The 22264-nt window shown below is 63.2% G+C and carries 15 protein-coding genes, 1 pseudogene and 1 riboswitch; of the genes and pseudogenes, 7 read left to right on the top strand and 9 right to left on the bottom strand.

Annotation, left to right across the window (positions count from 1 at the left end; genetic code table 11):
* Positions 1 to 17: 17 nt before the first annotated feature.
* Positions 18 to 1832, bottom strand: a complete 1815-nt coding sequence (locus BLS41_RS07420) for a putative bifunctional diguanylate cyclase/phosphodiesterase (protein ID WP_074763713.1) — start codon at positions 1830 to 1832, stop codon at positions 18 to 20.
* 310 nt (positions 1833 to 2142) lie between these two features.
* Between BLS41_RS07420 and BLS41_RS07425 the strand changes: the two genes are divergently transcribed.
* The 3 genes from BLS41_RS07425 to BLS41_RS07435 all read left to right on the top strand — a co-directional run bounded on the left by BLS41_RS07425 (position 2143) and on the right by BLS41_RS07435 (position 4960).
* On the top strand, positions 2143 to 3477 hold the full coding sequence (locus tag BLS41_RS07425; RefSeq protein ID WP_074763714.1) for an EAL and HDOD domain-containing protein: 1335 nt from the start codon (positions 2143 to 2145) through the stop codon (positions 3475 to 3477).
* A 269-nt stretch (positions 3478 to 3746) separates the two neighbouring features.
* Positions 3747 to 4307 carry a peroxiredoxin gene (locus BLS41_RS07430; protein ID WP_074763715.1) on the top strand — a complete coding sequence of 187 codons (561 nt, stop codon included), beginning with the start codon at positions 3747 to 3749 and terminating at the stop codon, positions 4305 to 4307.
* Between the two features lie 188 nt (positions 4308 to 4495).
* Positions 4496 to 4960: a hypothetical protein gene (locus BLS41_RS07435; RefSeq protein WP_074763716.1), complete on the top strand. Its 465-nt coding sequence runs from the start codon at positions 4496 to 4498 to the stop codon at positions 4958 to 4960.
* Between the two features lie 67 nt (positions 4961 to 5027).
* On the opposite strand, the gene BLS41_RS07440 is transcribed toward BLS41_RS07435, so the two are convergent.
* The 6 genes from BLS41_RS07440 to BLS41_RS07465 all read right to left on the bottom strand — a co-directional run bounded on the left by BLS41_RS07440 (position 5028) and on the right by BLS41_RS07465 (position 16642).
* A complete protein-coding gene (locus BLS41_RS07440; RefSeq protein ID WP_074763717.1) occupies positions 5028 to 8345 on the bottom strand; it encodes an efflux RND transporter permease subunit in 3318 nt (1105 codons plus the stop codon).
* Between the two features lie 3 nt (positions 8346 to 8348).
* Positions 8349 to 11498 (bottom strand): MdtB/MuxB family multidrug efflux RND transporter permease subunit, encoded by a 3150-nt coding sequence (locus BLS41_RS07445; RefSeq protein WP_074763718.1) that lies wholly within the window; start codon positions 11496 to 11498, stop codon positions 8349 to 8351.
* Positions 11499 to 11515: 17 nt separating this feature from the next.
* The gene (locus BLS41_RS07450) at positions 11516 to 12958 is read right to left on the bottom strand and encodes an MdtA/MuxA family multidrug efflux RND transporter periplasmic adaptor subunit (protein WP_074763719.1); all 1443 of its coding nucleotides are present in this window, start codon (positions 12956 to 12958) and stop codon (positions 11516 to 11518) included.
* 405 nt (positions 12959 to 13363) lie between these two features.
* Positions 13364 to 14200, bottom strand: a complete 837-nt coding sequence (locus tag BLS41_RS07455) for an IclR family transcriptional regulator (RefSeq protein ID WP_074763720.1) — start codon at positions 14198 to 14200, stop codon at positions 13364 to 13366.
* A gap of 503 nt (positions 14201 to 14703) precedes the next feature.
* Positions 14704 to 15084, bottom strand: a complete 381-nt coding sequence (gene crcB / locus BLS41_RS07460; RefSeq protein WP_074763721.1) for a fluoride efflux transporter CrcB — start codon at positions 15082 to 15084, stop codon at positions 14704 to 14706.
* A 76-nt stretch (positions 15085 to 15160) separates the two neighbouring features.
* A riboswitch (Fluoride riboswitch) is annotated at positions 15161 to 15221 on the bottom strand.
* A 233-nt stretch (positions 15222 to 15454) separates the two neighbouring features.
* Positions 15455 to 16642, bottom strand: a complete 1188-nt coding sequence (locus BLS41_RS07465; RefSeq protein ID WP_074763722.1) for an ammonium transporter — start codon at positions 16640 to 16642, stop codon at positions 15455 to 15457.
* Positions 16643 to 17073: 431 nt separating this feature from the next.
* On the opposite strand from BLS41_RS07465, the gene BLS41_RS07470 reads away from it, so the two are divergent.
* Entirely contained in the window at positions 17074 to 18855 is a 1782-nt protein-coding gene (locus tag BLS41_RS07470) for a sensor histidine kinase (protein WP_083379941.1), read from the top strand.
* Between the two features lie 74 nt (positions 18856 to 18929).
* On the opposite strand, the pseudogene BLS41_RS07475 reads toward BLS41_RS07470, so the two are convergent.
* Together BLS41_RS07475 and BLS41_RS07480 are read right to left on the bottom strand one after the other, a co-directional pair.
* Positions 18930 to 19255 (bottom strand): annotated as a pseudogene (locus tag BLS41_RS07475) (hypothetical protein).
* Between the two features lie 190 nt (positions 19256 to 19445).
* Positions 19446 to 20027, bottom strand: a complete 582-nt coding sequence (locus tag BLS41_RS07480) for a DJ-1/PfpI family protein (protein WP_074763723.1) — start codon at positions 20025 to 20027, stop codon at positions 19446 to 19448.
* Positions 20028 to 20343: 316 nt separating this feature from the next.
* On the opposite strand from BLS41_RS07480, the gene BLS41_RS07485 reads away from it, so the two are divergent.
* The 3 genes from BLS41_RS07485 to BLS41_RS07495 all read left to right on the top strand — a co-directional run bounded on the left by BLS41_RS07485 (position 20344) and on the right by BLS41_RS07495 (position 22231).
* Entirely contained in the window at positions 20344 to 20823 is a 480-nt protein-coding gene (locus BLS41_RS07485; RefSeq protein ID WP_074763724.1) for a BCAL1086 family glycoprotein, read from the top strand.
* A gap of 132 nt (positions 20824 to 20955) precedes the next feature.
* Complete coding sequence (locus tag BLS41_RS07490; RefSeq protein WP_074763725.1) at positions 20956 to 21405, top strand: Rrf2 family transcriptional regulator; 450 nt, start codon at positions 20956 to 20958, stop codon at positions 21403 to 21405.
* A gap of 178 nt (positions 21406 to 21583) precedes the next feature.
* Positions 21584 to 22231, top strand: coding sequence for an NAD(P)-dependent oxidoreductase (locus BLS41_RS07495; RefSeq protein WP_074763726.1), 648 nt, complete (start codon positions 21584 to 21586; stop codon positions 22229 to 22231).
* The last annotated feature ends 33 nt before the right edge of the window (positions 22232 to 22264 follow it).

Consider the following 22264-nt stretch of genomic DNA (forward strand, 5'->3'; position numbering starts at 1 on the left):
GCGCTTTGCCTGCGTCGCTAGGCGGTATGCAGGTGAAGCGTGCGAGCTTCGAAACGCTGCGCGAGTTCGTCGGAAGGCAATGCCTTGCAGACGAGCCATCCCTGAATATGATCGCAGCCCATCTCAGTGAGAAGCGTGCGTTGTGCTTCTGTTTCAACACCTTCGGCAACCAGTTCGAGATCGAGTGTCTGCGCCAGCCCGACGACCGCGCTAACGATTGCCTGATCGTTTCGCGAGGTTAGCAGATTCTCGACAAAACTCCGGTCGATCTTCAGCTTCGCAAGCGGAAAGCGCTGCAGATAAGCCAGGCTCGAATAGCCGGTGCCGAAGTCGTCGACAGCAAAGCGTATGCCCATTGCCGTCAATTCTTCGAGCAGACCCTTCGCGTGCGCGGGGTCGTGCATCAGCAGGCTCTCGGTGATCTCGAATACGAGGCGGCGCGGGTCGATGCCGGTCAGCTCGATCGCCTCGCGCACCGAATCCTTGAAGCGCGGATCGCGGAACTGCTGCGGCGACACGTTCACGGCTACGTATTGCAGGGCGATACCTTTTGCATCCCATTGAATCAATTGCATGCACGCGACCTTCAACACCCAGTTGCCCAGGAAGTTGATCAGGCCGATCGACTCTGCAAGCGGAATGAACATCGAAGGCGGTACGAGCCCGTGCACCGGATGCGACCAGCGGATCAGCGCCTCGACGCCGACCACGCCATGCGTGCGGCTGCTCGTGATCGGCTGGAAGTGTAGCGAGAACTCGCCGTTACGCACACCGTCGTAGAGGTCCGCCTCGAGTTTTAAGCGTTCTGCATCGGCGGGGTTGTCGTCGGGCACGTAGAACGCGAGCGTGTTGCCGCCAGCCGCCTTGGCCTGCAGCAACGCGTGATCGGCCCAGCGCAGCAGGTGAGTGTCGTGCGCGGCGGTATCGTTTGCGTGACGCACGTCGGGATACAGCGCAATGCCGATACTCGCCGACAGATGCACCTGCTGGCCCTTGAACACATAGGGCTGCTGGATCGCGGTCAACAGGCGGCGCGCGAGCGCTTCGGCGGCGGCCGCCGCGTCGGTGCGGCTGGCGGCGGGCTTGACCAGGATCGCGAACTCGTCGCTGGCCACGCGTGCGATGGTCTCGCTGGGGCTCGTCATGTTCAGCAGACGCCGCGACGTATCGCGCAGCATCTCGTCACCGGCGTCGTAACCGAGCGCGCGGTTCACGCGCTGATAGTCGTCGATGTCGAGGAGCAGCAATGCGACAGGCGTGCCGTGCGCGTCGGCCTGACGCTGGGCGTCGAGCAGCGCGGGAATCAACGCGGACTGATTGGCGAGGTTGGTCAGGCGGTCCAGATGCAGCGCCTGGGTCAGGCGTTCTTCGGTAGCTCGCCAGGCCGACACGTCGAAGCCCGCGATCGCGTAGCCTTCGACGCCGTTGTGGCTGCTGCGCACCACGCGCAGTTCGACGGTGATCGGGTAGGTCAGCGACTTGATCAGCCCGAGCGTGGCCTTCTCGACGTTGCCCGATGTGGCGGCGAGCGTGAGCAGCGCGTCGAGGCGCGCTACGTCGGCAGGCGCGACGAGATCGTGCAGCGTAATCGTTTCGAGATATTCCCGGTGGTAACCCACGAAGCGCAGGCTCGCATCGGAGACATAAATGAAGCGCAATGCGTCGTCCACATGCGCCAGCAGATCGACGGCGCCGACCACCTGTTCAAGTTGCGCAGCGTGGCTTGCGGCCGTCTGCGGTATATCGTCCACACGCCGGCCGAACGCACGAAGCCGGTCCATGACCGTGCGCACGGGGCCCCGGCGAGGGGCGGTGATCCTGTTCGCTTCCATGTTTGTCGCTGGCAACCTGTATTCGTGTGCAGGCAGGCGGCTCGTGTTCCGCCGGTCGGGCGGGCGAGAGGTATCAAACCGCCCCATCAGAACGAGATAACGACCGGCTCCGAAAAATCTTTAGCGGATACTGCAAAAAACTGAAAAAAACAACTGGTAAGAAAGTCGGCTGGCAGCCACGCACCGTCTGTGGATCGATTCGGTTAAAGTGGCAACGCTTCACGTCCGTTAATACGTCAAACACTGTTGTGCAGTGCCGGCTGTCACGTCGCTGCTGCGTAGCTTTTCCGAACACTTGCACCGCTGATCCATGTCCGAACGTCATATTGCCAGGACCGCACCCCGGCGCATCGAGGTGCTTGAGTCTTTTGCTGAAGGCACCGAACCGGACTTCCCCGCGCAGTTCGTCTACCTGGGCCGCCAGCCGATTCTCGATCGCGACGGCGCGCTTAGCGCGTACGAGCTGCTGTTTCGAGCCGGTGCGCACAACTATGCCGAAATCAGTGACGACGCGCAGGCCACCGCGCAGGTCGTCGCGCGCACGATTGGCGGGATCGGCGTGCCGTCCGTACTCGGGCATCATCGCGGCTTCGTCAACATGAACCGGGCGCTGCTGTTCAACGACATCGTCCATCTGATGCCGCCCGATCGTTTCGTGCTCGAAGTGCTGGAGACCGTCAAGTTCGACGCGCACCTGGCCCGCCGGCTCGGCGAGCTGCGTCGCGCAGGGTTTCTGATTGCACTCGACGACGTCAGCGAAATGTCGGACGAACTGATCGGCGCGCTGCCTTACGTCGACATCGTCAAGATCGATTTTCTGCAAGTCGGCCGTGACGAACTGGCGAAGCTGGCGTCCATCGTGCGCAGTCACGGCAAGACGCTGCTCGCCGAGAAGGTCGAAACGCGCGAGGACTTCGCGCTCGCTCGCGATCTCGGCTTCGATCTGTTCCAGGGTTACTTTTTCGCGCGGCCGCAGGTGCTGGCCGCGCCGCGCAACCGCTCGTCGCGGCCCGGTTTGCTGCGCCTGCTGGCGCTGCTTTCACGCGACGCCGGCTTCGTCGAACTCGAAGCGGAACTCAAGCTGAACCCGAGCGTGGTGGTGCAACTGCTGCGGCTGGTCAATTCGAGCGCGTTCGGGCTGGGGCGCAATATCGCGTCGCTGCGCGAGGCGATCATCGCCACCGGTACGCGGCAGATCGCGCGCTGGGCGCAGCTGCTGCTTTACGCGGACAGCGGCGATCTGCCCTGGAGCGCCGATCCGCTGGTGCAACTGGCCGGTACGCGCTCGCGCTTCATGGAACTGACCGCGAACTGGCTGCGCCCTTCCGACGACGATTTCGGCGACGCCGCGTTCATGACCGGGATCTTTTCGCTGGTTCACGTGGTGCTGGGCAGTACGCCCGGCGAGGTGCTCGACAAGCTTGGCCTCGCGCCGCAGATCCGCGATGCGATCGTGCGTCGCGATGGTCCGCTCGGCGCGTTGCTGCGCCTGGCTGAAGCGGCCGAAGAGGGCAATGCGGTCTCGGTCGCACTCGGCGCCGATGCGCCTGCGGGCTTCGAGGCGCTGACTCCCGACGTGTTGTCCGAGCTGAATCTGTCGGCGGCGGCCTGGTTCGGCGCGCATATCGCCGAGGTGGCTGCGTGATAGGCGTGATATGGCTGATAGCCGCCGGCTTTCGTCTCGCTGACAGGTCGAAAGAAAAGCGGCGAGCCAGACGGTAGTCAACACAACGCAAACGGGGGACGCAAACATCGCGTCCCCCGTTTGCGTTGTGCGTTGCTGGCAGGCCGCTTGTACGCGACGCGTTCGTCCGTGTTCCAATAGCGTGCAGAGGTGGCCGGTTGTGTTGCCGAACGCCGCCTCCCGCCATTCATGGGACGACGCGCGAGCACTCGCGTACAGAGGAGCAACAGATGAAACGTAAGTTCAAATCGGCGGCGTTGGCTGCTGTGATGTCGGCCGGATTCGCGATGTTTTCGTTGACGGCCTCGGCCACGCTCAAGCCCGGCGACGCCGCGCCGGCCTTCACCACGCAGGCTTCGCTGGGCGGCAAGACGTACACGTATTCGCTCGCCGACGAGCTGAAGAAAGGGCCGGTGGTGGTGTATTTCTACCCGGCGGCTTTCACGAAGGGCTGCACGATCGAAGCGCATGAATTCGCCGATGCCGTCGACGAATACAAGAAATATGGCGCGACGGTAATTGGCGTGTCGCACGACAACATCGACACGCTGACGAAGTTTTCGGTCAGCGAATGCCGCAGCAAATTCCCGGTTGCCGCGGATGCCGATTCGAAAGTGATCGGCGCGTACGACGCGGGCATGCCGTTGCATAACTCGATGGCTAATCGCGTGTCGTATGTGATCGCGCCGGACGGCAAGATCATCTATGAATACACGAGTCTGTCGCCGGAGAAGCACGTCGAAAACACGTTGAAGGCCGTGAAGGATTGGGCCGAGGCGCACAAGCAGTAACGAGTCGTGACGAGCCGTTACGCTGACATGGGCTTGTGGCGCGGTCTTGACTGCCACGATTAGCGTGGCGCCAACGTCGTGCGCTGCCATTTCCGGCAATGGTTTTTTGCGCCGCGTTTGAGTGGCAGTTGGAAGTCGATCAGGCATCGCTCGTGCTAGGCTGAGTTTTTTTGCCTGGTGAGCTTGCGATGCCGATTATTGTTGCTTTGTTCGCGCTGATCGCGCTGGTGTATGGCGCCGTGCGGGCGTTCGATGCCCTTGAGACGTCTTTCGGTCTGGCCGTCGCGGTTGGCGTTGCGATCGTCGTCGCATTATTGGTGATTGCTGCGCTGGCCTACTGGTGGCGTCGCCGGAAAGAAGTCGCGCCGAACGTGCGCGACGGCGACTGGACTCACGAACTGAAGGGAAGCTGGGGCGCGGTGCGGCTGGCGTCGGGCAAGCGTCTGTGCGAGATCCGGCTCGGCGCGGAGCAGGGCGCTTATATCTTTGCCGATTTGCGTGGCGCCCAGGCCCGAAGCGCGGGCGGCGAATGGAAACTCGCGGTGCAGGTCAAGGATTCGCGCCAGGGCGAATGGCTGGTGCCGATGCAAAGTGAACGGCAGGCGCGGCAATGGCAGCGCATCTTCCTGCTGGCGATGGACCAGAAGCTTTAAGCGGAGGCGCGCTCGCGGGTTGTGCTCACTGAATCGCACAACCCCCGGCGCATCCCGTCACGTCACGTCACGCAGAAGGCGCAATGCCCGATCGGCGTGCTTTTCTCGACTCCCACCGCACGCGAATCCGGTCCATGTACAGATAGACGACCGGGGTCGTGTAAAGCGTGAGCATCTGGCTCACGATCAAACCACCCACGATTGCGATACCGAGCGGAGCACGCAGCTCCGCGCCTTCGCCGCGTCCGAACGCGAGCGGCAGCGCGCCGAGCAGAGCCGCGAAGGTGGTCATCATGATCGGGCGGAAGCGCAGCAGACACGCCTGAAAAATCGCATCGCGCGACGACATTCCCTGCCGCGACGCTTCGATCGCGAAGTCCACCATCATGATCGCGTTCTTCTTCACGATACCGATCAGCAGAATCACGCCGATCAGCGCGATGATGCTGAACTCGGTTCTGAACAGCAGCAACGCGAGCAATGCGCCGACCCCGGCCGATGGCAACGTGGACAGAATGGTCAGCGGGTGGATGTAGCTTTCGTACAGCATGCCCAGCACGATATACACGGCGGCGAGCGCGGCGAGGATCAGGATCGGCTGGTCGGACATCGACTGCTGGAACGCCTGCGCGGTGCCCTGGAAGCTGCCGTGAATCGTGCCCGGCATGCCGATCTGCGCCATCGTGTCGTAGATCGCGGCCGTTGCCGTGGACAACGACACGCCCGGCGGCAGGTTGAACGAGATCGTCGACGCGACGAACTGGCTCTGGTGATTCACCGACAACGGCGTCGTGCCCGGCCCGAAGCTCGCGATGGCCGACAACGGCACCATCGTTTCCTTCGATGTGGACACGGCCGCTCCCGACGACGCGCTCGACTTGCCGCTCGCCGCAATCGAGTTGATCGCCTGATTGCGTGCGGAGTCGGCGGCGATGCTGGCCGCGCTCGTGGCCGTGGTGCCCGCTGCGCCGCCCGCCGACGCGCTGGTCGTGGTCGAGGTGGTCGCCGTGGAGGTCACCGTGCCGGCCGGCGCGTTGGTGGTCTGCGCGCCGCTCGCGGTGCCGCCCGACGTGCTGACGTAAATCTGGTTCAGCATGTCCGGGCTTTGCCAGTACCTCGGCGCGACTTCCATCACGACGTGATACTGATTGAGCGGGTTGTAGATGGTCGACACCTGACGCTGGCCGAAGGCGTCGTACAGCGTGTTGTCGATCTGCGCGGGCTTGATGCCCAGACGCGCTGCGGTGGCGCGGTCGATCGTCACCATCGCTTCGAGGCCGCCTTGCTGCTGGTCGGAGTTGACGTCCGCGAGTTCGGGACGGGCCTGCAGCGCTTCGGTGAGCTTCGGCCCCCACAGGTAGAGATCGGGCGTCGAGTCGGCGAGCAGCGTGAACTGGTATTGCGCGTTCGATTGCCGTCCGCCGACGCGAATGTCCTGCACCGCTTGCAGGAACGTGCGCGCACCGGCCACGTCGCCGAGCGGCGCGCGCAGTTGCTGGATCACCTGATCGGCGGACAGGGTGCGCTCCGATTTCGATTTCAGCGACACGAACATGAAACCCGAGTTGGTCTGCCGCCCGCCGGTAAAGCCGACCACGCTCTCGACCGCCGGGTTCTTGCCGACGATATCCATCATCTGCGAGAACTTGCCTTTCATGGCCTGGAACGACGTGCTCTGGTCGGCCTGAATGCCGCCGACGAGCCGCCCGGTGTCCTGCTGCGGGAAAAAGCCCTTCGGGATGATGATGTACAGCCACACGTTCAGGCCGATGGTCAGCAGCAGAATCGTGACGATCAGCTTCGGATGCACTAGCGCCCAGCCGAGCGAGCGCTCGTAGCCGCGTTGCATCGACATGAAGCCGCGTTCGAGCCAGCGGCCGAAGCGGCCTTCTTCCTTTTTTTCGTGATGTTCGCGCAACAGGCGCGAGCACATCATCGGCGTGAGCGTGAGCGAGACGACCAATGACACCGCGATAGCCAGCGACAGCGTCAGCGCGAACTCGCGGAACAGCCGCCCGACAATGCCACCCATCAGCAGAATGGGCAGGAATACGGCGACCAGCGAAATGCTGATGGACAGCACCGTGAAGCCGACTTCGCGCGCGCCGATGAACGCGGCCTTCATGCGCGGCACGCCGTTCTCCATGTGCCGCGAGATGTTCTCCAGCACCACGATCGCGTCGTCGACCACGAAGCCGGTCGCGATGGTCAGCGCCATCAGCGACAGGTTGTCGATCGAGAAGCCCAGCAGATACATCGCGCCGAACGTGCCGATGATCGAGATCGGTACGGCCACGCTTGGGATCAGCGTGGCGCGCCAGTTGCGCAGGAACAGGAACACCACCATCACCACCAGCGCCACTGCGATGATCAGCGTGTGCTCGGTGTCGCGCAGCGATGCGCGGATCGTCGTGGAGCGGTCGGCGGTGGGGGCGATGTCGACGTCGGCGGGCAGCGACGCATGCAGTTGCGGCAGCATGGCCTTCACGCGGTCGATCGTGTCGATGATGTTCGCGCCCGGCTGGCGGTACAGGATCACCAGCACCGAGCGCTTGCCGTTGAAGAGGCCGAGGTTGCGCAGATCTTCGACCGAATCGACCACTTCGCCCATGTCGGACAGCTTCACCGCCGCGCCGTTGCGATAGGCGATGACCAGGTCCTTGTATTGCGACGCCTTGCTCGCCTGGTCGTTGGTGTAGATCTGCACGCGGTTCGCACCGAATTCGATCGACCCCTTCGGGCTGTTCGCATTCGCCGCGGCCAGCGCCGCGCGCACGTCTTCGAGACCGATGCCGTAGTGCGACAGCGCATTCGGCTCCAGTTCGACGCGCACGGCCGGGTTCGCCGAGCCGCTCACGTCCACTTCGCCGATCCCGTCCACCTGCGACAGCGACTGTTGCAGCACGGTGGCCGCCGAGTCGTACAACTGGCCGGCGGTCAGCGTTTTCGACGTAAGCGCCAGAATCATGATCGGCGCGTCGGCCGGATTGACCTTGTGATAGGTCGGGTTGCTGCGCAGGCTGGTTGGCAGATCGGCGCGCGCGGCGTTGATCGCGGCCTGCACGTCGCGTGCGGCGCCGTCGATATCGCGGTTCAGGCCGAATTGCATCGTGATGCGGGTCGAGCCGACCGAGCTTTGCGACGTCATTTCGGTGACGTCGGCAATCGAGCCGAGATGCCGTTCGAGCGGACTCGCGACACTCGTGGCCACCGTCTCCGGGCTTGCGCCCGGCAACGTGGCCTGAATCGAGATGGTCGGGAAGTCCACTTGCGGCAGCGGCGCGACCGGCAGCTTCGTGAACGCGAATACGCCGGCCAGCGCGATGCCGATCGCCAGCAGCGTGGTGGCGACCGGACGGGAAATAAACGGACGCGACAGGTTCATCGGTCAGTTCCCTGCATCGGTGGCGGGCGGGGTGGCGTCATTGGACGGACCGCCGTGCGACGGGCCGCCGCGATTGAAGCGCTCACGCAAGCGACGGCCGAGCGAGTCGAACGCGAGGTAGATCACCGGCGTGGTGAACAGCGTCAGCAACTGGCTGACGATCAGACCACCCGCAATCGCGATACCGAGCGGACGGCGCAGCTCCGACCCTGCGCCGGTGCCGAGCATCAGCGGCAATGCGCCGAGCAGCGCGGCGAGCGTGGTCATCAGAATCGGCCGGAAACGCAGCAGACACGCCTGGTAGATCGCTTCGCGCGGCGGCTTGCCTTCTTCACGCTCGGCATAGAGCGCGAAGTCGATCATCATGATCGCGTTCTTCTTCACGATACCGATCAGCAGCACGATGCCGATAATGCCGATGATGTCGAGATCGTGCCCGGTGATCAGCAGGGCGAGCAGCGCGCCGACGCCTGCCGATGGCAGTGTCGACAGAATCGTGATCGGATGGATGAAGCTTTCGTACAGCACGCCGAGCACGATGTACATCGTGACGATAGCCGCCAGAATCAGGAACAGTTCGTTCGACAGCGACGCCTGGAACGCCAGCGACGCGCCCTGATAGCGCGTCTGGAACGACGCCGGCAAACCGATGTCCTTCTCCGCCTGCCCGATCGCCTTGACCGCTGCGCCGAGCGACGAGCCGGGCGCGAGGTTGAACGACACGGTGGTGGCCGGGAACTGGCTCAGGTGCGTGACCAGCAGCGGCGCGGGCTTCTCGATGAACTTCGCGATCGACGACAGCGGCACCTGGCCGGTCGTGGAGGTGGAAGAGGGCAGATAGATCGACTTCAGCGATTCGGTGTAATGCTGCATCTCCGGTAATGCTTCCAGAATCACGCGGTACTGGTTCGACTGCGTGAAAATGGTCGAGATGATGCGCTGGCCGAACGCGTCGTACAGCGCGCTGTCGATCGTGGCCGGCGTAATGCCGAAACGCGATGCGGTTGCCCGGTCGATCTCGATGAACACCGACTGGCCGTTGTCCTGCAGGTCGGTGGCGACATCCGCGAGTTCGGGCGACTGTTGCAGCCGCTCGACGAGCTTCGGCACCCACGTCGTGAATTCGCTGATGTTCGGATCGGTCAGCATGAACTGGTACTGCGTCGGGCTGACCGTCGAGTCGATGGTCAGATCCTGCACCGGCTGCATGTACAGCGACGCGCCCGGAATATGCGCGACGTCACGCTGCAGTTGCCGGATCACTTCGCTCGCGGTGTGGCTGCGGTCGTCGCGCGGCTTCAGGTTGATCAGCATACGGCCGCTGTTCAGCGTGATATTGCTGCCGTCCACGCCGATGAACGACGTCAGGCTTTCCACGTCCGGGTTCTTCAGGATCTGCGCGGCGAGCGCCTGCTGCCGCTCGGCCATCGACGCATACGACACCGACTGCGGCGCCTGCGTGATCGCCTGGATCACGCCGGTGTCCTGCACCGGAAAGAAGCCCTTCGGAATGTAGATATAGAGCAGCGCGGTCAGCACCAGCGTGAGCAGGCCGACGAACAGCGTGGAGCGTTGCCGGTTCAGCACCCACGTGAGCGCGACCGCGTAACGCGCGATCACCCAGTCGATGGCGCGGTGCGCCTTCGCTTCGAAACGGTGGCTCTCGTGCGGCGGCGTGTGGCGCAGCAGTTTCGCGCACATCATCGGCACGAGCGTGAGCGACACGACCGCCGAAATCACGATGGTCACCGCCAGCGTAATCGCGAATTCATGGAACAGCCGGCCGACCACGTCGCCCATGAACAGCAGCGGGATCAGCACGGCGATCAGCGAGACGGTCAGCGAAATGATCGTGAAGCCGATCTGCTTCGAGCCCTTCAACGCGGCTTCAAGCGGATCTTCGCCTTCCTCGACGTAACGCGCGATGTTTTCGATCATCACGATCGCGTCGTCGACCACGAAGCCGGTCGCGATGGTCAGCGCCATCAGGGAGAGGTTGTCGAGCGAGAAGCCGCACAGGTACATCACGGCGAGCGTGCCGATCAGCGACAGCGGCACCGACAGACTCGGAATGATGGTCGCGTAGACGTTGGCGAGGAACAGGTACATCACCAGAACGACCAGCACGACCGACATCGCCAGTTCGAACTGCACGTCGCGCACGGACGCGCGGATCGTGGTGGTGCGGTCGGTGACGATGCGCACGTCGAGTGCGGCGGGCAGCGACTGCTGCAATTGCGGCAGCAAGGCCTTGATGCTGTCCACCACCTGGATCACGTTCGCGCCCGGCTGGCGCTGCACGTTCAGGATGATGGCGGGCGTGTTGTCGACCCACGCGCCGAGCTTGGTGTTCTCCGCGCCCTGCACGATATTGGCGACGTCGGTCAGCATCACCGGACGGCCGTTCTTGTACGCGATCACGGCGCTCTTGTACTGATCGGCGTCGGTCAGCTGGTCGTTCGAGTTGATCGTGTAGTTGCGCGTCGGACCGTCGAAGTTACCCTTCGGCGTGTTGACGTTCAGGTTCGAGATCGTGGTGCGCAAGTCGTCCAGATTCAGACCGTACGCGGCAAGCGCGCGCGGGTTCGCCTGAATCCGCACGGCGGGGCGCTGGCCACCCGACAGGCTCACCAGACCCACGCCCGCGACCTGCGAGATCTTCTGCGCGAGACGCGTGTCGGCCATGTCCTGCACCTGGGTCATCGGCAGCGTGGCCGACGTGAGGGCGAGCGTGAGGATCGGCGCGTCGGCCGGATTGACCTTCGCGTAGATCGGCGGCGCGGGCAGGTCGGACGGCAGCAGGTTGCCGGCTGCGTTGATCGCGGCCTGGACTTCCTGCTCGGCGATATCGAGCGGCAGGTCGAGGCTGAATTGCAGCGTGATGATCGACGAGCCGGCCGAGCTTTGCGACGACATCTGGTTGAGCGACGGCATCTGCCCGAACTGCCGTTCGAGCGGCGCGGTGACCGACGACGTCATCACGTCCGGGCTCGCGCCCGGATAGAAGGTCTGCACCTGGATCGTCGGATAGTCGACCTCGGGCAGCGCTGACAGCGGCAGGAAGCGCAGCGCGACGAGGCCGACCAGCATGATCGCCGCCATCAGCAGCGCGGTGCCGACGGGACGCAGAATAAAAGCGCGGGATGGATTCATGCGGTAGGTGCCGTGCCTTATTCCGAAGCTTGCGCGTCGCGTTTATGGCGATGTGCGTGCGCGCCCGAGGCGCCCGATGCACCTGCGGCCCAGGCACCGCTCGCTCCGCTTGCGCCGTGCGCGCCATGCGCACCCGACGCGCCGCGCGGACGATCCGCCGGAATCGTGATCTTCGCGCCTTCGCGCAGACGATCCGAACCGTCGATCACGACGCGCTCGCCCACCTGCAGGCCGGACTGGATGCTGGTGCGCTCGCCGTCCACCGGACCGGGCTTCACCTGACGCACGGTCACCGTGTTGTCCGGCTTCACGACATACACGAACTGGCCCATCGAGCCGTTCAGCACGGCCGTGGTCGGCACGATCACGGCGTTCCTGATGGTGTCGACCAACAGACGCGTGTTCACGAACTGATTCGGGAACAGCTTGCTGTCGGGGTTGTTGAAGATCGCGCGCAGCTTGACCGTGCCCGTGGTGGTGTCGATCTGGTTGTCCATCGTTTTCAGCGAGCCGACTTCGAGCGGCGTGGTGTTCGCGCGGTCGTAGGCGGTGGCCGACAACTGCTCGCCGTTCTGCGTGTGCTGGATGATCTGCTGCAGGTTGTCTTCGGAAGTCGTGAAGATCACGCTGATCGGCTGCAACTGCGTAATCACGACGATGCCGGTGGAGAGGCTCGACGTCACGTAGTTGCCCGGATCGACCTGGCGCAAACCGACGCGTCCCGACACCGGCGCCGTGATGCGTGCGTAGACGAGGTCGAGCTTGAAGCTGTCGATGTTCGCCTGATCGGACTTCACCGTGCCTTCGTACTGGCGCACGAGTGAAGCCTGCGTGTCGACCTGCTGGCTTGCGATCGAGTCCTGCGCGAGCAGCGTCTGATAACGCTTCAGGTCGAGGCGGGCGGTTTGCAGCAGCGCCTGGTCACGCACCAGCGTGCCTTGTGCATTTTCGAGCGAGATCTGATATGGACGCGGGTCGATCTGGGCGAGCACGTCGCCCTTCTTGACCATCTGGCCTTCCTTGAAATACACGTCCTGCAACACGCCGCTCAACTGCGGCAGCACGGTGACGGTGGCAAGCGGCGTGACCGTGCCGAGCGCGGTCAGCACGACCGGCATTTCACCTTGCGTGGCCGTCGCCACGTGAACCGGTTGCGGCATGTTGCCCATGCCGCCAGGACCACCGCGCCCGCCACGGCCGCCGGTGCGCGCACCGCTCGCGCCGCGTGCGTCGGACGCGCCGGTTGCTTCGCCGCCGGCCGCCCCCCACGGATGCCAGCGCCACACCACGACCCCGAGGATGACCAGCGCCGCGACGATCAACGCGACGTTGCGGCCGCGGTGCCGCTTCACAGGACCGCGCGGATCGCCTGGCTTGCCGCCCGGAGCGCCGTTCGGGCGCGATTGGGAAGCCGGGTCGGCGGGGCGTGAAGTTTCCGAATGCTTTTGTTGTTCGTCCATCGGTTCGGTCAGGTGGCAGGCTTTGATGTGAGCCGCTCGCGCGGCCCAGCCGGAACAGAAGTTCGGCGGACCGGCACGCGGGTGGCATGACAGGCAACTATTGATATCAGCGGAAGCAGCACGCGCTTTTTCAGCGCGATGCTACCCGAGGCGCGGGACGGAGATGTTAACGCAATGCGTTGTTCTCGCCGCTATGCCGGCAGTGTTGCTGCGGTTATTCGAGGCAACTCAGGGTAGCGGCAACCCGTCAGACACGCGCCCCGCGCGACGGAAACGCATGATCCTACGTTGCGTGGTCCGTAACAGTCCACCTGTGTATTTTTCTTTTGATTACAAAGGTTACAGGATGTACTGCCACGGACAGGACCACTGTTGGGGCTGCCGACCGGCAAGCCTTTGCGTGGCTCAATTGTCGAGCCGTCGTCCCGGCGTGCCGCCAATTTCGAGAACGATTTTGCTGATGCATTCGAGCAACGCCGGGGCGGCGCGCGAGATCAGCCAGTCACGCGGACACTGGTCGGCCGAGCCGCCGCAATTCACTGCATAGCGCTCGCCGGACGGTCCGACGAAACCCTGCGCGATGGCGTTCAGGCCGTTGTACCACTCGCCGGTGGCGATCGCGAAACCCTGTTCGATGGTTTCCCGCAACGCGCTTTCGAGCCGGCTGCCGACATGGCCCCAGTCATCGCCTTCTGCCGCCTGCAGGCCGATCAGCAATTTGTCGCGTTCGGGCTTGGCGAGCGCTGCGAGATAGGCGCGACCCACCGCTGTGCGGCTCAGGTTCATCCGTGAACCGATTTCCAGGCGCGACACCAGCACCGCCGAACGCGGACGGATTGCGTCGATCACGACCATGTCGAAGCGATCCCGCACGGCGAGGTGAACAGACAGCGACGTGCGTTCGGCAAGTTCGATCAGGAAAGGCCTCGCGCGGGCCCGGATGTCGAAGTTGCGCAGAAAGCCGTTGCTCAATTCCAGCACCGACGACGTCAGCACGAAGCGTTCGCTGTCAGGCAGTCTGAACAGGAAGCCGGCGCCAACCAGAGTCGCGGTGATGCGCGACACGGTCGGTTTGGGGATGCCGGTCAGTTCGGTCAGTTCGCGGTTGCTGAGCGGGGCGTCGGCGGCGGCGATCGAACGCAGCACCGTGAGGCCTCGCGCGAGGGCGGTGACTTCATCGCCCGAGCCGTCTTTTTCCTTGAACGTATCTGCTGGCACTGAGGGACGAGCGGGTGGGTTCATGTGATTTTTTTGGAACTGTATTTCAAATTATTCGTTTGCAATCTGCTGATAGGTAAAGTCAGCAGCCCGCCAGTCACCCCGGTCCAGGGGTGCTGATTCCGTTTTTCATCAGAAGATTCATTGTATCGGAATATTTTTCCGTGCCGTATTCCGCTTTTTAGATTTTGCTTGACTTAGTCAGCATAAGCATAAAAAATGGAATCTCATTTCGAAAGACGCTTTCAAACTCGGTTTTTCTGAAGAGTTTGAATTCACCGTGACTCACTTTGTGTCGATTGTCTCCACAATTTCACGTCACCGTCGGTTGTCAGGGGCGCATTGCGCTATGACTTTTCGAATACCGTCTCTCAGGTTCTAGCACGGCCCTCGGAATGGCTAGAACTTTTTAAGGCGTCACGGCAACGTGACGCCTTTTTTTTCGCCCGGAGTTTCAGCGCGTGCGCCGTCGCTCACCGGTGTTCGTGAGCCAGAGTGAGGGCAGGGGCGCTTCTGAAAGTGGGGCTTTAGCGCGACAGCAAGGACACCGTGGCGATGCCCAGAATCGTCATGACGAGCGATGCGCCGACGTGAATCGCGACTTCGCCCGCGGCCCAGCCGAGCCGGCCGTCCTGCAAGCGTTGCACGACTTCCGCCGAGAAGGTCGAGAAGGTGGACAGGCCACCCATCAGGCCGGTAATGACGAAAAGCCGCCATTCCGGCGAGATTTGCGGCGCGCGCGCGAAGCCCGCCACTGCTACGCCGATGATGTAACCGGCAATGACGTTGGCTGCGAGCGTGCCGAGCGGCAAGCCGCTGAACACGCCGTTCAGGCGGACACCGAGAAACCAGCGAAACAGCGAGCCGAGTGCGCCGCCGATGGCGACTGCGAGAAAGGACCAATACATGAGAAGGGCCTGGCGAAACCGGGTGTCGACGTATCGGACCGGGCGGGCAGCGCGACGCCGCATTCGCGAAGGCCCGGGCGAAGCAGGCATCATCGGCCACAGGGGCGGTTTGGGAAGATGCCATCTCCAGCGCGCGAGTCTAACATCGGCGGAGCTTGGGGGGACAGGTCGGCGCGGAGCCAGGGGAGCTATGCGGCGGGTCTTGGGGCCGCTTTTCAATCGCAGTCTTAACCGCGTTTTTCACCGTATTCGCAGCCGACCGTGCGACGGTCGAGCAGGGCCATGCTAATAAAGTCAGTCGGCTCGACGCGCGCCTGAGACTGCGCGCGTCGAGCCGGTTTCATCGCTCACGCAACCGGCGCGTGCCGGCTCACTCCGAAGTCGCCGAAATCTTGTGGATCGACAGATCCGCGCCGTTGTATTCGTCTTCCTGATCGAGCCGCAGACCGACCGTCAGGCGAATTACACCGTACACCGCCGTGCCGCCGACCGTCGCTATGACGATCCCGCCGAGCGTGCCGATCACCTGCGAGCCGAACGCGACGCCGCCCATCCCGCCGAGCGCGCGTGAGCCGAAAATGCCCGCGGCGATCCCGCCCCACGCGCCGCACAGCCCATGCAGCGGCCACACGCCGAGCACGTCGTCGATGCGCCAGCGGTTTTGCACGCACGTGAACATATAGACGAACAGCACGCCCGCGATGCCGCCCGTCACCAGCGCGCCCAGCGGATGCATCACGTCCGAGCCGGCGCACACGGCGACCAGCCCGGCCAGCGGGCCGTTATAGGTAAAGCCCGGGTCGTTGCGGCCCGCGAGCCAGGCTGTCAACGTGCCGCCGACCATCGCCATCAACGAATTGACGGCGACCAGGCCGCTGATCTTGTCGACCGTTTGCGCGCTCATCACGTTGAAGCCGAACCAGCCGACCGTGAGCACCCACGCGCCCAGCGCCAGGAACGGAATGTTCGACGGCGGGTGCGCGGCGATGCCGCCATCGCGGTGATAACGCCCGTGCCGTGCGCCGAGCAGCAGCACGGCCGGCAGCGCGACCCAGCCGCCGAAAGCATGGACCACCACCGAACCGGCGAAATCGTGGAACTGCGCGCCGAACGTCTGATGCAGCCAGTCCTGAACGCCGAAGCGGCCGTTCCACGCGATCCCTTCGAAGAACGGATAGATGAAACCGACCAGCACGAAGGTCGCGAACAACTGCGGGTTGAATTTCGAGCGCTCTGCAATGCCGCCGGACACGATCGCCGGAATCGCGGCGGCGAAGGTCAGCAGGAAGAAGAAGCGCACCAGCGCGTAGCCGTTGTGCGCGGCCAGCGACTCGGCGCTGCCGAAGAACTGCACGCCGTACGCGATCGTGTAGCCGATGAAGAAGTACGCGATGGTCGACACCGAAAAATCCACGAGGATCTTGACGAGCGCGTTGACCTGATTCTTTTTGCGGACCGTGCCGAGTTCGAGAAACGCGAATCCCGCATGCATGGCCAGCACCATGGCTGCGCCGAGCAGCAGGAAGAGCGTATCGGTGCCGGTTTTAAAGCTTTCCATCGATGTGTCCCGCTATGCCAAAAAAACGGGCAATGAATGCAAGAAGTGGGCCAAACTTGTGCGCGACTCGCGTCGGTGAGGTGCAAAACGGCACCGGGATGGGCTTCTTTATGCGTGCGAGTTAGGTCATGCACATATCTCGCGAATATCGACGCACCTGAATAAAGCATTAGAAAGCACAGTTATAGTGCATTAATTTATCGCCTCATTTTTTATGATCCAGTTAAGGGCGAAATATTCGATTTTAATTACATTTAATTCAAAATCCTGACGTTTTCAAACTTGGTTTCGGCGTTAATAGCCGTCGCACTCGCCAGGCGTAATTGGCCCGGACGGACTGCCACATAGCCCGCTTTGTTTCGTGGTGAAACGCCGACATAATGTGCCGTTCCCGTGCCTGATCCACGGATCATCGACCCTATGCGCATCGCATGAGACTGACCACTAAAGGCCTGCTGCTGATCGCCATTCCGGCGTTCTTCGAACTGGCGTTGCTGTCCGGACTGGTCAAGGCGCAGTCCGACGCGGCGCTGGCGGAGCGCTGGGCAATCCATAGCGAGGATGTGCTGCGTCAGACCGCCGCGATTCTCGATCCTGTGATGGGTGAATCCGTCGCGCTGCGCGGCGCGGTTCTCGCTGGAAACACGCGCTTTACGACGCCCGTGGCGTTATGGATGGACGTCGATCGCCGTATCGACCAACTGGCCGAACTGGTTGCCGACAATCCCGCGCAGGTTGAGCGCGTAGTGCAGATGCGCCAGGAAGTGCAGGCGTATCGCCAATGGTCGGACCGGATTCAGGACATGCTGCATTCGGGGCGCCGGCACGATGTGGTCGAACGCTTCCGCGATCTCGCGGAATCCGACGTGCTCGATCGCTTCCGTTTGCAGGCGGTCGCGTTCCAGACGGAAGAGCGGCGGCTCGACACGTTGCGCTCGAACGCCGCCGACGAGGCGCGCGAACGTCAGCAAACGCTGATCGTCGCGGCCGCGCTTGGCTCGTTGCTGTTCGTCGCGCTGGCTATCTGGCTGTTCACACGCGGCGTGCGGGGCCGGCTCGCGTTGCTGTCCGACAATGCCGGACGCCTCGCGGGCAATGAGCCGCTCGCACCCGTCACGACCGGCCACGACGAACTCGCGCGCCTCGATCAGACCTTGCACGAAACCAGCCGGCGCCTGCTCGAAGCCGAGCGTATCCAGGCGCGTTTTCAGGCGGATCTGGCGCGCCGCGCGGGCGAACTCGTGCGGATCAACGAGACCTTGCGGCAGCAGACTCAGGAAAACGAGATGTTCATTTACAGCGTGTCGCACGATCTGCGCGCGCCGCTCGTGAACCTGCAGGGCTTCTCGAAAGAACTGATCCGCGCGTGCGATGAACTGCGCGCGGCGGTTCGCGAGTCGTCGCTGGCGGCCGCGACGCGGCAACGCATCGAGCGGGTCATCGACGAGGACATCGGCGAGGCGCTGCATTATCTGCAGACCGCCGTGCTGCGGGCGTCGCACATCATCGACGCGTTGTTGCGGCTGTCGCGGGTCGGCCGGGTCGAGTACCGGCGGCAAAGGGTGGAGGTGCACGATATCGTGCAACGCGTGGTCGACGCCATGCAGGGGTCGATCCGGGCAAAGCGGGCTCAGGTGCGCGTCGACGACTTGCCGGCCGTGTGGGGCGATCCCACCGCGCTTGAACAGGTGTTCGCGAACCTGGTGGGCAACGCGGTGAATTATCTGGACCCCGCGCGCGATGGGCGAATCGAAATCGGCACGACACTAGCGCCGCCAGGCGTTCAGTCGCTACGGATTTTCTACGTGCGGGACAACGGCCAGGGCATCCCGGAAGTCGCGTTGCCGCGCCTGTTCAACGCGTTTCAGAGGCTGCACGGCAATTCCACGGCGGGCGAAGGGATTGGGCTTGCGCTGGTGCGCCGCGTGGTCGAACGGCATGGCGGCCGAGTCTGGGCGGAATCGAAAGAGGGCGTGGGCACGACTTTTTATCTGTCGCTGCCCGAAGCCGGCATGCGCAATGTCGATCCGGCTGCGGGGCCGTTCACGGTTGCAACGGCTACGACGGCCGCAACAGCCGACGCGGGCGATACGCGCGAAAAGTCCGATTTATTCGACTGGCGAGCCAATTCCGAGCATCGGGACATGAGCCGCACTACGGGTCATCCGACCGCGCATTCCGCCGATACGTCGCAGCGAATCGGAACACGGTGATCAGCGTATTGGAAGACCCAGCGCAGATTTGCCCGCTCAGGCGAAAAACACCAATCACCAATCCGCCCGCTCGCTCAATGCGTGGTAAATAGCTGCCGTGGTTTAAGCAGCTTGCTGCCGCGAATCGACAGTAGCACGCGCAGGCAATCAGCATCGTGACGAGCGTTAGCGCGTGAAGCGGCGTGGGACGCAACCCGGCCAGACCGTTGATCGTAAACAGGGCGCGCGCGACGATCAGCAGCGCGATCCACATGGCGCAAGCCGCCTGTACCAGCATACGCATGCCCGCGAGACGCCGCGTACGGTTCTCGCGCGACCAGTTGACGGGCTTACGCGCGCAGAAAAAAGCAATTGCCATCAGCATGACGGCGAGGATGACGATCCAGTCCACCAGTTCCATCGCAAGACACTCCCAAGTGAGCTTGCGACTATAGGAATGAGCTTCTGCAGGAACAATCGGACCAGTCTCAATTACGAAGCGATTGCTTCATTCGGGCGAGCGTCCTATGCCGAAATGGCATGGCGCTCGCCGATAAATCAGATGGACTCAGAGCAGATTAAGAACCGGCTCAAGCGCGGTTTAAAAACGCTCAAAGTTCAATGCGCGTGCCGAGCAGCACGAGGAATTGACGCAGCCATTCGGGATGCGCAGGCCACGCGGGAGCGGTCACGAAATTGCCGTCGGTGATAGCGGCGTCGACCGGAATGTCGGCATATTCGCCACCCGCCAGTTTCACTTCGGGCGCGCATGCCGGATAAGCCGAAATGCGTTTGCCGCGGATCACGTCGGCGGCGGCGAGCAGTTGCGCAGCGTGGCAGATCGCGGCGATCGGTTTGCCCGCTTCGGCGAACTGCCGCACGAGTTCAATTACCTTGTGATTGAGCCGCAGGTACTCGGGGGCGCGGCCGCCCGCAATCGCGAGTGCATCGTACTGGCGCGGATCGGCATCGTCGAACGAAGCGTTGAGCGTGAACAGATGGCCCGGCTTCTCGGTGTAGGTCTGGTCGCCCTCGAAATCGTGGATCGCCGTCTTGATGCGGTCGCCCGCGTGCTTGTTCGGACAGACGGCGTCGACGATATGGCCGACTGCCTGTAGTGCCTGGAACGGCACCATCGTTTCGTAATCCTCGGCGAAGTCGCCGGTGAGGAACAGAATCTTCTTTGCCGCCATCGTATGCCTCCAGTTGATCAACGGAACATTGCGAACGTCGCTTCACGTTCATGGACGTTTATGACGCTCAGGCAGTCTACTCCATCGCGTTTGACAGAACCGCGACGACTTGCGCGATCGTTCCAGGCCTTCGTTCCGGGTGCCAAAGTGCCTTTGAACTGGCCGCCGGAAGTGGGCCGGGGCCGTCTTTAACAAGCGCCTTCGGTTCGCATATGACCGTGCCGTGCGCGCTTCCTGACAAGGGCTTCCGTCGCAACGGCGTATCATGAGCGCGTTTTCGCCAAGCTGAAGCCGCCCACGCGGTTCACATCCAACCATGATTTCATCTATTCATTCATCTTTGCTGCGCCGTGTCGCGTGCGTGGTAGTCGTGTTCGGAGGACTGGCCGCGTGCCAGAAGAACGACGCGACCGCAGGGCAGGTTGCCGGCAAGCTCAACGACGTCGCGCAGGCCGCGGGTCAGAAGCTGGATCAGGCCGCCAGCTACGTCGGCCAGACCGTGGACACGACCAAAAACACCGCCGAACAGAACCTGCAGTCCGCCACGTCGGCGCCGTCGATCAACATCGACCCCAGCGCACTCGCTTCGACCGCGCAGGCCAATCTGCAGAACGCGGCCAGCGCGACCCAGGCGCAACTCGGCAAGGCCGCGTCGCTGACCGGGCAGAGCCTCGAAACCGCAGGGCGCAAGCTGCAGGAATGGTCGGCGCAGAATTCGGCGTCGTCGGCAAATGCGTCGGCTTCGTCGTCAGGCTCGGCCGATTCCGCCGACGCGCAAAAGCAGATGGACAAGTGATATGCAGGCCACGGTGTTGCACGATCAACCGGTCGGTTCGGCATTCGATTCGACGGCAGCCTTGAAGTCAGGTTTGACAGTCCCGTTAAATGTAATTACCATGGTTACACATTGTCGCCGGGCGGGTTCGCTGTGAATACGAGTAGCCGGTTTGCATTTGCGGTTCACGTGCTCGCGCTGCTGTCGTTGCAGAAGGGCGTGCCGCTTTCGTCGGACATGATCGCGGGCAGCGTGAATACGAATCCCGCGCTGATCCGGCGGCTGCTGACGATGCTGGCGGAGGCGGGTCTCACCACGTCTCAGCTCGGCGCGGGCGGCGGCGCGTTGCTCGCCAAAACGCCTGAGCAGATCACGTTGCTGGACGTGTATCGCGCGGTGGACGACGCGCAATTGTTCGCGCTGCATCGCGAGGAGCCGAATCCGGCGTGCATGGTGGGGCGCAATATTCAGGGCGTGCTGCGTGGAATCATCGACGACGCGCAGCGGGCCATGGAAGCCTCGCTCGGCGCACGTACGCTCGCCGACGCCACGGCGGACGTGGTGCGCTCGGAGAAGCAACGCGAGCGCAAGCGCCGCGCGTAGGCATTCAGGTAGCAGTGGCGGAGTAGCAAAGCATCATCAAGGACGTGCGTTCAGGGTTCGGAATAACACCTGAAACATGCGTCCGATCGTAGACGGGGGCCCACGCCCCCGTTTTTTGCACGACATATGTAATCAAGTTAGTTACATATAAATCAATCACAGGAACAGGAGTAGTGACATGAGCAAACAACTGAAGATCGCCTTGTTCGGCGCCACCGGTATGGTCGGTTCGCGAATCGCGGCAGAAGCGGCACGTCGCGGGCATCAGGTCACGGCGCTGGCGCGTGATCCGTCGCGCGTGCCGGCCGGTGTGGCGAATCTGACAGCGGCGCAAGCCGACCTGCTCGACGCAGCGAGCGTCGGCGCGGCAGTGCGCGGCCATGACGTGGTGGCAAGCGCTTACGCGCCGCCGCAAGACAATCTGGCGACGTTGACGAACGCGACGAAAGCGTTGGTCGAAGGCGTGCGTGCGGCTGGCCTGAAGCGCCTCGTGGTGGTGGGCGGCGCGGGCTCGCTCGAAGTTGCGCCGGGCAAGCAACTGGTCGATACGGACGGATTTCCCGACGCGTATAAGGCAATTGCGCTCGCGCATCGCGTCGTGCTGGACTACTACCGTACGGTCGCCGATATCGACTGGACGTTCTTCGCGCCGGCCGCGCTGATCGCGCCGGGCGAGCGCACCGGCACGTTCCGCACCGGCGCAAATACGCTGATCGCCGACGCTGAAGGCAATAGCAGCATTTCCGCGGAAGACTACGCCATCGCGTTCGTCGACGAACTCGAGCAGGGCCGTTTCGTGCGGCAGATCGCGACAGTGGCGTATTGAGACGCGGGCCGAATTCCCGGCCCCGCAGATCGC

This window comes from Paraburkholderia fungorum (assembly GCF_900099835.1).
Lineage (GTDB): Bacteria > Pseudomonadota > Gammaproteobacteria > Burkholderiales > Burkholderiaceae > Paraburkholderia > Paraburkholderia fungorum_A.